We start from the raw sequence: 11,840 nt of genomic DNA, 5'->3' as shown, positions 1-11,840 counted from the left end.
TGAAAACTGTCTAGCTCCAGGCGCCATCGGCACGATCACTTCAGTCAAGCTACTGACTTCAATAACTTTGTTGAACGCTAAGTTCATTTTTCTTTTGTTTTAAATCACTCTTCGACTTAGCTAACTTCTGCAACTTCCTAATTAATTACCTCCTTAAAATCCTTTTGGTCCATAAATAAACGAACATAACCCCCCCTGCAGTATTCGGACGCATTTTTACCTACTAACTGATTATTTTCATACCTTTTCAATTTTATAGTTTGCGTGTTCATTTCTACATATTTAAATTATTTCAGTTAAAAATATTAAAGCAGTAAAATGCTTTGGAAGGAGAGCATAACTTGGATTTACATTTTATATGGAAAGCTATTGTTATTGTTTTTGGTGGGGTTCTTATTTTGCGGCTGGCTGGTAGAAAATCAATTTCACAGTTGACTGTTGCAAAGACGGTCATGATGATTGCCGTTGGTTCATTAATCATTCAGCGGAATCGAAATATTTGGGTTACGTTGATTATTACTTTGTTACTTGTCCTTACACTCCTGTTTATTGAATATATCGTATTGAAAAACGACAAGCTTGAAAATTTTTTTTACAGCAAATCAGTCATGGTTGTTAAAAATGGTCAGATTAATGAGGAACATTTAAGAAAAATGCGTTTATCCGTTGATATGCTTGAAGTAAGAATGAGACAACTAGGTATTCAAAAAATAAGTGATGTACAGTGGGCTACGATCGAATCAAATTGTTAATTAGGCTATCTACTTAAACCTGAAAAGCAACCCGCTACAAAAGAGGATATACAGATATTGATATCTATGATTCAAACGGCTAGCCCAAATATACCAACCAAAACATTAGAAATCGGGTCAAGTATGTCACAGAACCTTTTTACAGAAGTATTACATAAGGAGCATGAACAACAACCTCAAAATCATCTGAAATGAGAAAGTAGAAGTGGACTTAAATGTATAAAAATCTTTTTTTAACTCTTTTCAAATGGATATTTTTTGGAGCAATTATTGGTTTAATTATTGGCTCTACAACAGCCTTCCTCTTATATACCAATGATTTTCTTGGAGAGACACGGGAAGGAAATTCTTGGTTAATTCTTTGTCTTCCTTTAGCAGGATTGGTTCTAGGTTACATATATATGAATTTAGGAACGAGCGCTGGAACTGAATTGTATAAAGGGAATAATCTTGTAATTGAGGCGGTTCATGGTAAGGCCAAGATACTACGGAGGTTGGGACCTATTGTCTATTTAGGAACATTTATGACAGTTTTATTTGGCGGATCGACAGGCAGAGAAGGTGCGGCCATTCAAATGGGAGGAAGTGTCGCCGAAGCTGTAAACAGGTTCTTTAAAGTAAACGTTATCGATACCAAGATTTTATTGATGAGTGGAATTAGCGCTGGATTCGGCGCAGCTTTTGGTACACCAATTACGGGTGCTATTTTTGGAATGGAAATGGTCACTTTAGGAAAGATGAAATACAAAGCACTTGTTCCTTGTCTAGTATCAAGTTTTGTAGGTCACTATACGGCCGAGAAAGTTTGGGGTACCCAACATGAAACATTTATTATCCAATCTGTGCCAGAACTATCACTTATGTCATTTGCAAAAGTCATTTTATTAGCCATTCTTTTTAGTCTGGTAAGTGTGTTATATAGCCAATTAAGACACGGAATACATAAGGTTTCAGAAAAATATACTAAGAAAAACCATGCATTACGAGCCTTCATTGGAGGAATGATTATTGTTGCTTTAACATTTATAGTCGGTTCCTATGATTACAATGGGCGTGGTTTAGATATGCTAGAAGAGTCATTTAAACAAGATGTTCCTCCCTATGCCTTTCTGGCTAAGCTCGTCTTTACAGCGGTAACTCTAGGGACTGGTTTTGTAGGCGGGGAAGCAATACCGTTATTTTTTATGGGGGCAACGTTAGGTAATACTTTATATCATTTTATTGACTTCCCTATGTCTTTCCTGGCCGGCTTAGGGATGATTGCAACGTTTTGTGGGGGGGCCAATACTCCGATAGCCGCTTTCCTTTTGGGGGTTGAGCTGTTTGATGGACAAGGAATTGAATTTCTTTTCGTTGCGTGCTTAACGAGTTATTTATTTTCAGGTCACCACGGACTGTGGCCTTCTCAAATGATATATGTACCGAAGAGTCGTCTTTATAAAATTGCTAATGGAAAAACGATTAAAGATGTTGAACAAAAGAAAAGGAATGGGTGCTAGTGAAGAACAAAATGGAGAGTATGCTACGATAATCGCATATTATCGTAGTGTTGCGCTTATTTAACTAAAGGAAGCTTCAGCATAGAAGACAAATAAAAAAAAGTCGTTTCTTGAGCGTACAAGAATTCGACTTTTTTTAGATTGTAATTTGCTTAATGTATTCTTCGACTGATGTAATGAATGTAATATTTCTCCACATCGTGGAGATAACTATCATGAAACTCATATATACTCCCAAAAAGGAATAGGTGAAAACATATGGAGGTTTTAAAAGAGTCAGCAATTATATTGGCGAGAATTATTACGATCTTCCCATTATTTTTATTAATAACACAATATATGGGCAAACGCTCGATCGGAGAAATGCCTATTTTCGATTTTCTTATTATTATGACCTTAACCAATGTTGTAGGAGCTGACATTGCTGATCCAACAGTAGATCATGTTTATACGTATTTAGCTGTTATAGTTATTCCACTGATACAAAGATTAACTGCCTACTTATCAATTACGCATCGAAAAATAGGGAAAAAAATAACGTTCGAACCTACGCTCGTCATTCAAGATGGGAAGCTCTTAGTGGAAAACTTAAAAAGGATTAGGTATACCATCGATAACGTGCTGCAAATGTTACGACAAAAAAATATTTTTAATATAAGTGATGTTGAAATTGCAATTATCGAAGCAAATGGGCAAATAAGTGTGTTAAAAAAAGAAAATAAATTGGGAGTAACCATTGAGGATATAAATGTAAAAAAGAAAAGTAAAAGTTTGTCTTATCCATTAATCGTAGAAGGGAAAATTTACGAAGATATACTAAACTATTTAGGCTTAAATCGACAATGGTTAGTTTCTGAATTACAAAGAAGACAGATTGCACAAGTAGATCGCGTTTTTTTCGCTTCCATTAATGGTGACCACGAACTTCACGTTTCCCTAAAAAATGAACACCAACAAATGCCACCTATTTACAACTAGCTTTAGGGTTCTTTACATAATCATCATTTCCTAGTTGAAGTAACGAGCAGTTATATACAGTATCAGCCTAAAAAGATTGATAAAATACCCTTTTATCTTTATTTACATGTAGCCATAGATAAGTGTTTAAGGACTTGACTTGGATCCTCTATGGGTACGATTTGTCTTGAAAGGGTGCAGTCAAGGGTTCATCATATGAATACAATACCTGTTAGTGGATATTTATTACAATCTAATGGTGATGACCCTCTCCACTCTCATAATCTTTATATTACGACATGGGATGGTCAACCTGTTCATACGCATGAGTCTAGAGGTGTAACTTCTTTTGATGTAGGTCATAATCATCGATTTGCAGGTACTACTGAGCCGGCACCAAGTGGGGGACAGCATATTCATCGTTATTTTACATTTACAAGTTTTGATGATGGTCCATCAACATGTTATTAATGGAGTAACAGGACCAGCAATTGCTTTACCGAATGGAGGACATTATCATGAATTTAGTGGGGAAACAACGGTTGATGGTAGAATTGCTCATAGACATAGATACGAAGGAAGAACTAGTTTGTAGTTAAAGACGATGATAATAACATAGTGAAATTTATAACTGTTTAATAGTGAACCAACGTTTAGGTGTTGGTTCTTTAATCTATGGAAGATAATTCAGGCACATTTACTAGCATCAGAGTTCTCATCTAATAAATGGTAAATATAATGTATGGAAAACGTAAAAACCATTTAGAGTGAGGTGGAAAAGTGTACTTTTTAAAACCTATTTCTGATGAGGTTCGTTTATCTCAAATAATATTCGATAAACATAAAAAAACGATGAAGCTCATATTAGGGTCTATTTTTGCCTGTATTGCTGCAATTCTACAGTCTGCTGGCGGCTTTTTCCTAGGTATAGGATATTTTATAAGCCCGCTTGCCACTGCACCTATTCTGTTAAGTTCTATGTTATCCATTCCAATTGGAGTAATGTCCTATTTTCTGACAATTATGTTGTTATTCATCCTACAGCCAACCGAACTAATTGTATTTCCTTTTACAACAGGATTGTTAGGGCTTGGGATAGGGGCAGCTTTTTACCTTTTTAGGAAGAGAATAAGTATTATAGCTACTGGTACAATTCTTTTAATGTTAGGAATTATGAGTCTACTATTTATTATTAACTTTCCAATTTTAGGTCCAATCGTCTCTGATTCTTTTTCATTTCTTACAACTATAAGTATCTTTTTATTTGCTTTCCTTTATAGCTGGCTATGGGTTGAAGTTGCTTTAATCATTATTAAAAAAATAAAAATGATTATAATATAGTGATCTTGAAAACAATTTGTTCAACGTATAATAACTGGAGAAATTAAAACCAAGGTAGCCTGATTCCTCCCTTGGTTTTAATTAGATTAAATTTAATCCATGAAAGAGATATATCAAGATTAACGAGATTTATAGTTACCAATTATGGAACGATTTCAAAAACAGTACCTTGGTTAAAATCAGTAACATTCATAGAGCCATAAACCCCTAAATATAGTCTAGATTGACCCAGATTCGTTCCCAAACTAGTATAAAAGGCTGATTGAGCCCCAAAATCATAATCGGTTTGAATCACACTAAAATCATTTTGTTTGCCATCTAGTCTCACCTTGGTATAAGCTAAAGCCCCTCTACCCTGAGATTGAGGATCTTTCCGGGCAAAATCAGTAAACACAACACTTCCTGTTAAACCAGGGATTCGATGCCCCATATAAGGCTGAATTCCTGTAAGTGCACTTCCTTCAAACTTATCGGGTCTGGGATCTTTATGAAAATAACTCGTTAAAGGCTGAAGGCGACTCCCTGAAAGTGCTACTGCCTCATTGTAATAAGCAATTGTTTTCTCATCCAAAGACGGATTATTAGGACAGTCTGTCAAGGTCGGAGTAGGAAAACAACCTTCCCATCCACGCCAGCCAAAGTTAATAAATCTTTCTCGGTCAGGCTTAGAATACATTAAAGAAGCTTGATTAAGCTGTGTAACCGGTATGGGTTTATAATGAACAAATGAAAAAATCGACTCCACCAAATCCTGTCCGATATTTCCCGTATATTTAATATACTGATTATTAAACCTTTGAAATGAAATGCCTGGTGCATTGCGAACTCCTTTGGCAATGACTGTAAGTGTTTCCTGAATAGGTGTGGGAAGCTCATGAAAACGTGTGACTACAGGTGGATTATTGATAAATGAATTCTTAACTACATCAATTTCAATTATTTTACCGGCGATTTCCATATCATCCTGGCTTAAATTAAATGGATCATAGCCTGATCCACCATCTCCGGTTGTTAAAATAAGTTTTCCTGTTTCAGGTGAAAAGTTTAAGCTATTGACCCCATTATGATTAAAAAATGGTCTTCTTAAATTAAGTAATGTTCGTCGTTTTTGAGGTTGACCATTCCATTGTAATATCCATTCTTCAACTGTATCTATATGATCATATTGAATTTCTCTATTTACCCATTTTAAGTTTAAGGTTTCGGGAGCACCCGGGTTAGGCATAAAAGATTCAGGGAGAGCACCTGGACCTTGTGTTCCAGCTACTGAATAATGAAGATAAAACAGACCGTTATAATAAAATTCGGGATGAAAAGCTAGGCCAAGCAATCCCCGTTCATCATATCCGCCATCAAAAGCACCTAGTTTTATGACTTGTGGGCGAATATCTAAAAAAGTCCTTATCTCGCCGTTTCCTATGTAATAAATTTCTCCTACCTGGGTTGCAATAAATAATCTTCCAATTGAGTCCCCTGGAAGTATAGTTGTTTTTAAAACAGTAGGTAAATTTATCCTACTTACAATTGGCTGTAAACTAACCTTAACTTTTTTCAATTAACTTACACCCCTTCTTTTGTTTTCTTTTGTAAGAATATGACTAGAAATATTCAATAAGTACCAAAATAGGGCCGGGGAATCTCACATTCAACCAATAAAATATACACAACCATTGAAGGAATAAATAAGAAATTAGTACAAAGTATCACACGTATATATAGAAAGGGTAGGTTAAATAAGGAGGGTTAATATGGCAAATGCAATAGTTGAGAGGTCATTAGACGAAATCCGATTTTGGTCTAGGATTATGAAAGAACATGCCTTATTTTTAAGCTTAGGTTTTACTTATGAACAGAAACAACTTATTGATGAAGCTCGACAGTTTATTTCGTTGTTCGAAAGTATTGAAGAAAAGTTAGCTAGATTTAACGTCAATTCACATTTACGTCAAGTTCAAGACTTTAATAGCGAGGTTTACCAAGCTGCAGCAGCAATATGGGGCTACAAACGAAAAGTTTTAGGGTTAACTTTAAGTTGCCAAATCCGTCATAATAATTTCCCTTTGTTAGTTGATCATACAAGCAGAGAGGCAGCATATTTTGCTAATCGTTTAATAGAGCTGAATGAAGGGAAGCTTGCCCCAGAACCAGATACAGTGATAGAAGAAAATGTATTTTTCTTAAAAATTATGGCGGACCATGCAAAGTTTATTGGACATCTTTTAGATCCTTCCGAAAGAAAATTGGTTGAACAGGCAAGGGAATTTAGCCATGATTTCGACCAGTTGATGTTTCAAGCGGTTGATTTAGACTCCATGCGTCCTCAATCAGAAACTAAACCTATACTAAGTCAATTTTTAAATCAAAATAAAGTATCGGTTGCTTCTTTAAGGGATTTTAAGAAAACAGCTAGGGAATTAATTGAAGCATGTCGTATAAAAAGTAATATTCATCCTCTTTTGGCTGACCATACTTTTAGAGAAGCTGAGAGATTTTTAGAAATAATAGATTTATTTGAAGCAAGTTTGAAAAGAACATGATTTTCAGCTGATTGGGTGGAATAACTAAACAAGGAGATGTCGAAACGGTGGCTCTTATTTTGTGAAAGAGGCGGTAATGTTGAACAAGAAAGACCATAATACAACAGATCTAGTGATCTCGCAGTGTAACGATACCTGGTAATAGAATAACCCACTAAAGAGGCGATTGCTTTTAAAGTAATCGCCTTCGTATTTGACCTATACCCGAGAAAAAACGACCAGAACTAAATTCTAGTCGTTTTCAACGATACAAACATCTATTCTTCTCCAATGACCTCTTCAGCAATATTTACCGCATGGTCACCAATACGTTCAAGGTTACTTATTATATCTACATATACAATACCAGCCTGTCCAGTACACCTGTTTTCATTTAAACGAAGGATATGTTTCTTACGTAGTTCACGCTCCATTTTATCAATTTTCTTTTCTTTTTCTAGAACCGCCCTAGCCTCATCAATATCTTCCAAGTCTAATGCTTTAATTGCTTGTCTTAATGTAGATAAAGTTAACTCGAACATTTCTTCTAGATCTGCGATAGCTGACTCTGAAAACTTGACCTTATTTGTAATTTGGTATTCCACAAGTTCCATTATATTTTCCATATGATCACCAATACGCTCAAAGTCTCTAATAGTATTCATGAGAGTGTGGTGAACTTTAGTGTCCTGATTTGATAATGAGTGTGAAGATACTTGGATAAGGTAATCAGTAATTTTTTTATCCAAATTATTTATGGCATCTTCATATTGCGGGATTAATTCTCTATGTTTTTTTCCTTGTGTCTTTAAGTAAAGGCCTACTTCTTTCAGTCCATTTTCAGATAACTCGGCCATACGCATTACCTCTTTTTTCCCTTGACCTAGCGCGATACCTGGCGATTGCCTAATAAACTTTTCGTCTAAATGAACTGCTTTATAAGCAATTGCTGAATCTTGTCCAGGAATGATTTTAACAACTATCCATGCAAGAACAGCAACAAACGGTAATTGGATAATTGCATTCGAAACGTTAAAAATACCATGTGCGAAGGCAATTGTCATTTCTGGGTTTAAATTTAAACTATCACGGATGTATTCAATTAAAACTGTAAAAGGAACTAAAATGATTAATACAATAGTGGTTCCAATTAAATTAAAAATAACATGAGCTGCAGCAGCACGTCTCGCAGCAACTGACGCCCCTATTGCTGCTAATACAGCAGTAATTGTCGTCCCAATGTTATCACCAAAAAGAACAGGTAATGCAGCGTTTAAGTCCATTAGCCCTTGTCCAAAAAGAGTTTGAAGTAAGCCGATAGCCGCTGTAGAACTTTGTACAGCAATGGTAAATATAGTACCAATTAAAACACCTAATAGAGGGTTCTCACTCATACTAACTGTTAAATCAGCAAACGCTTGAACATCTCGTAACGGACGGAGACCATCACCCATAAAATTAAGCCCTAAAAACAGTGCACCAAATCCGAATATAACTTGTCCATAATTATTTATTCTATTATTTTTAAAGAAGAAAATGAAAAAAGTTCCTAAAGCAATAATTGGTAGTGCATATGCGGATATTTTAATTCCGATAATAAATGCTGTAACAGTTGTGCCGACATTAGCACCGATAATAACACCAATAGCTTGCTTTAATGTCATAAACCCTGCATTTACTAATCCGATTGTTAAAACTGTAGTTCCAGTACTCGTTTGAAGTAATACAGTAACAAAAATCCCTGCCAATACCCCCATTACTGGGTTTGTGGTAAAGCGGTCAAGGAGATCTCTAAGTCCGTCACCAGCAACTTTTTGAAGTCCATCTCCTAAATATTTAATCCCAAAAAGAAAAATACCTAACCCACCAAAAAACATAAATAACATTGTCTGTAAATCCATAGTAGTAACATCCCCTCTTTGTACTAAACGACAATTTTCTACAAGTCTTAAGCCATTTAAAATTGTATAGAAATTCTACATGTACGTAAATAAATTTATTGTAAAGATTTTGTAAAGATTTTTTAATTAAACTAACAAAATACTGTAGAACCTAAATTTTATTATCAATTACTCCTAGTGGAATACATTCAATAGCGGCAAGTTTAGCTATTAAGGCATTTGCAGATATCCAAAATTTATCTTAATTAAAAAGGTTCCTTAATATCTCACTTAATATGCATAAATGATCCACTATTATAAACAATATTAATTAAAAATCTTTAATACTTTGTTATGATAAGTAATCATGCTTGTACTTTCGCAAATGGCAGATAAAGACTTTACAAAAACTTCATAAAAAAATGCTTGAAGTTCATATATAAGTTGATTATTATATAAGCAAATGATTATATAGGGAGTTTCTTATATAGCTGTTAGCTTAAAAGAGTTAAGGAGGGGACTTCTTGGAATGAAATCAGCTATGGAAATAGAAAAGATTGCATCGGTTCTGAAGGTCCTGGGAGATAAAACACGATTAACAATGGTTAAAATATTAGACTCCCATGATTGTTGTGTTTGTGAATTTGTTGAAATATTTAAAGCTAGTCAGCCAGCAATAAGTCAACATGTACGTAAGTTGAAAGACGTTGGTATAGTTCGAGAAACAAGAAGAGGGCAATGGATTATCTATTCATTGGAAAAAGGGAGCGACTTTTATCCGTTAGTCCAAAACATGATTCAATATCTTCCAAATCAGGATTATAAATTAAAGGAATTGGAAGAACAAGGATTGCGTATTTCATGTGAATAAAAAGGGAGAGTGGAGGTAGTGAGTACAGAAAAAGAAGAAAAGCAAGGGATAGGTTTTTTTGAGCGATATTTAACGGTATGGGTTGCTTTGTGTATTATTATTGGTTTAGCTATTGGTCAGTGGTTACCTGTAGTACCTGAAACTTTAAGTCAATTTGAATATGCTCAAGTTTCTATCCCTGTTGCCATACTTATTTGGTTAATGATTTACCCAATGATGGCGCAAATTGATTTTACTAGCATTGTTAATGCCGGAAAGAAGCCTAAAGGTTTAGTGATTACACTTGTAGTGAACTGGATCATCAAACCTTTTACGATGTTTTTCTTTGCTTGGGTCTTTTTTAAAGTGATTTTTTCACCTTTTATCTCAGGGGAATTAGCTACTGAATATATTGCTGGTGCGGTTTTGTTAGGTGCTGCTCCTTGTACAGCGATGGTATTTGTTTGGAGTTATTTAACAAGAGGAGATGCGAGTTATACTCTTATTCAAGTATCAGTAAATGATTTGATTTTAATTTTTGCTTATGGACCAATTGTTATGTTTTTACTTCGTATTAACAATGTCGTGGTCCCATATGAAACAGTCATTTTATCAGTCGTGTTATTTATTGTCGTTCCTTTAGTGGCAGGTTACTTATCCCGTGTTGTACTAATAAAAAATAAAGGTAAAGAGTGGTTCGAGCAAGTTTATTTAAAACGAGCAGGAAAGTTTACGATAGTAGGTCTTTTGCTTACTTTAATTATTATCTTCTCTTTCCAAGGTGAAGTTATTTTAAATAATCCATTTCATATTGGTTTGATTGCTATACCACTAATTATTCAGACGTTCTTTATATTTATTATTGCTTATTTCTGGGCTAAGAAATGGCGTTTAGATCATAGTGTTGCTGCACCAGCAGCCATGATTGGAACTAGCAATTTCTTTGAATTAGCAGTTGCGGTTGCGATTGCTTTATTTGGATTGAATTCTGGAGCTACTTTAGTAACGGTGGTTGGTGTACTTGTTGAAGTGCCACTTATGCTGTATTTAGTTAAAATTGCAAATAATACTAGGCATTGGTTTCCCGAACAAAAATGGGCAAGATAATGAAAGACTAAAAAAAAAAACATTCAATTTAAAGGAGCTTAAAATGAGTAAAAAAACAATATATTTCTTATGTACTGGTAATTCTTGTAGAAGTCAGATGGCAGAAGGTTGGGCAAAGAAACATCTAGGGGATGAGTGGAATGTTTACAGTGCAGGGATTGAAGCTCATGGATTAAACCCGAATGCTGTAAAAGCAATGAAAGAAGCTGGAATTGACATATCAAATCAAACATCGGATATTATTGATCCTGAGATTTTAAATAATGCTGATTTGGTGGTCACATTATGTGGTGACGCAGCCGATAAATGTCCTTTGACACCACCACATGTAAAGCGCGAGCACTGGGGCTTTGACGACCCAGCTAAGGCTGAAGGAACAGAAGAAGAAAAATGGGCATTTTTCCAACGTGTACGTGATGAAGTGGGAGACAGAATAAAACGATTTACTGAAACCGGGGAATAACAATCAAATAGCCAAGAGAGGATTCTCTTGGTTCTCTTCTTAATCTACATATAAGTATTTGCTTATATGTAGATGTCATTATCTATGTGGAGGTTTTATCAATGAGAAAAGTAGAAATTTTTGATCCTGCAATGTGCTGTTCAACTGGGGTTTGTGGTCCGAGTGTTGATCCAGAATTAACGAGAGTAGCTTCTGCAATATATTCGCTCGAGAAAAAAGGCTTTGATATTAAACGATATCAGTTAACAAATGACCCTGATAAATTTGCAGAAAACCAAGAAGTTACAAAAATTCTAAATAAAAAAGGACCTGATGCTTTACCTATAATTTTAGTGAATGATCTTGCTGTAAAAGTAGGAAGCTATCCAACCAACGAAGAATTAGCAGAATGGTTTAACGTAAAGGCTGAAGAATTAACTAAAAAACCAAAAGCGCGACTATCCATTAATTTAGATAACCTTAAGTAAACTTGAAA

The 11,840-nt window shown here is 34.9% G+C and carries 11 protein-coding genes and 1 pseudogene; 10 read left to right on the top strand and 2 right to left on the bottom strand.

Annotated elements, in window-relative coordinates; all coding sequences use genetic code 11:
• Positions 1-341: 341 nt before the first annotated feature.
• The 5 genes and pseudogenes from BKP45_RS01610 (at position 342) to BKP45_RS01590 (ending at position 4,549) form a co-directional block, all read left to right on the top strand.
• Positions 342-752, top strand: a complete 411-nt coding sequence (locus BKP45_RS01610) for a DUF421 domain-containing protein (RefSeq protein ID WP_245747359.1) — start codon at positions 342-344, stop codon at positions 750-752.
• A 215-nt stretch (positions 753-967) separates the two neighbouring features.
• Entirely contained in the window at positions 968-2,251 is a 1,284-nt protein-coding gene (locus BKP45_RS01605) for a voltage-gated chloride channel family protein (protein WP_071388106.1), read from the top strand.
• Positions 2,252-2,509: 258 nt separating this feature from the next.
• A complete protein-coding gene (locus tag BKP45_RS01600; RefSeq protein WP_071388105.1) occupies positions 2,510-3,229 on the top strand; it encodes a DUF421 domain-containing protein in 720 nt (239 codons plus the stop codon).
• A gap of 195 nt (positions 3,230-3,424) precedes the next feature.
• Positions 3,425-3,803 (top strand): annotated as a pseudogene (locus BKP45_RS01595) (YmaF family protein).
• A 185-nt stretch (positions 3,804-3,988) separates the two neighbouring features.
• Entirely contained in the window at positions 3,989-4,549 is a 561-nt protein-coding gene (locus BKP45_RS01590; RefSeq protein ID WP_071388104.1) for a hypothetical protein, read from the top strand.
• Positions 4,550-4,691: 142 nt separating this feature from the next.
• Here the strand turns inward: BKP45_RS01590 and BKP45_RS01585 are convergent, their stop codons facing one another.
• On the bottom strand, positions 4,692-6,104 hold the full coding sequence (locus BKP45_RS01585; RefSeq protein WP_071388103.1) for a PQQ-dependent sugar dehydrogenase: 1,413 nt from the start codon (positions 6,102-6,104) through the stop codon (positions 4,692-4,694).
• Positions 6,105-6,297: 193 nt separating this feature from the next.
• Between BKP45_RS01585 and BKP45_RS01580 the strand changes: the two genes are divergently transcribed.
• Positions 6,298-7,086, top strand: a complete 789-nt coding sequence (locus BKP45_RS01580; protein WP_071388102.1) for a DUF2935 domain-containing protein — start codon at positions 6,298-6,300, stop codon at positions 7,084-7,086.
• A 257-nt stretch (positions 7,087-7,343) separates the two neighbouring features.
• On the opposite strand, the gene BKP45_RS01575 is transcribed toward BKP45_RS01580, so the two are convergent.
• Positions 7,344-8,966: a Na/Pi cotransporter family protein gene (locus tag BKP45_RS01575; protein WP_071388101.1), complete on the bottom strand. Its 1,623-nt coding sequence runs from the start codon at positions 8,964-8,966 to the stop codon at positions 7,344-7,346.
• A 508-nt stretch (positions 8,967-9,474) separates the two neighbouring features.
• Here BKP45_RS01575 and BKP45_RS01570 point away from each other — a divergent pair.
• From BKP45_RS01570 to arsD, 4 genes are all read left to right on the top strand, one after another.
• Positions 9,475-9,816 carry an ArsR/SmtB family transcription factor gene (locus BKP45_RS01570; protein WP_071388100.1) on the top strand — a complete coding sequence of 114 codons (342 nt, stop codon included), beginning with the start codon at positions 9,475-9,477 and terminating at the stop codon, positions 9,814-9,816.
• Positions 9,817-9,834: 18 nt separating this feature from the next.
• Positions 9,835-10,902, top strand: coding sequence for an ACR3 family arsenite efflux transporter (gene arsB / locus BKP45_RS01565; RefSeq protein ID WP_071388099.1), 1,068 nt, complete (start codon positions 9,835-9,837; stop codon positions 10,900-10,902).
• Positions 10,903-10,945: 43 nt separating this feature from the next.
• Positions 10,946-11,365 carry an arsenate reductase (thioredoxin) gene (gene arsC, locus BKP45_RS01560; protein WP_071388098.1) on the top strand — a complete coding sequence of 140 codons (420 nt, stop codon included), beginning with the start codon at positions 10,946-10,948 and terminating at the stop codon, positions 11,363-11,365.
• 101 nt (positions 11,366-11,466) lie between these two features.
• Positions 11,467-11,832, top strand: a complete 366-nt coding sequence (gene arsD, locus BKP45_RS01555; RefSeq protein WP_071388097.1) for an arsenite efflux transporter metallochaperone ArsD — start codon at positions 11,467-11,469, stop codon at positions 11,830-11,832.
• Positions 11,833-11,840: the final 8 nt, after the last annotated feature.

The sequence above is a fragment of the Anaerobacillus alkalidiazotrophicus genome, assembly GCF_001866055.1.
The sequence above is the reverse complement of the archived record's forward strand: the minus strand, read 5'-3'. Positions and strand labels throughout refer to the sequence as shown.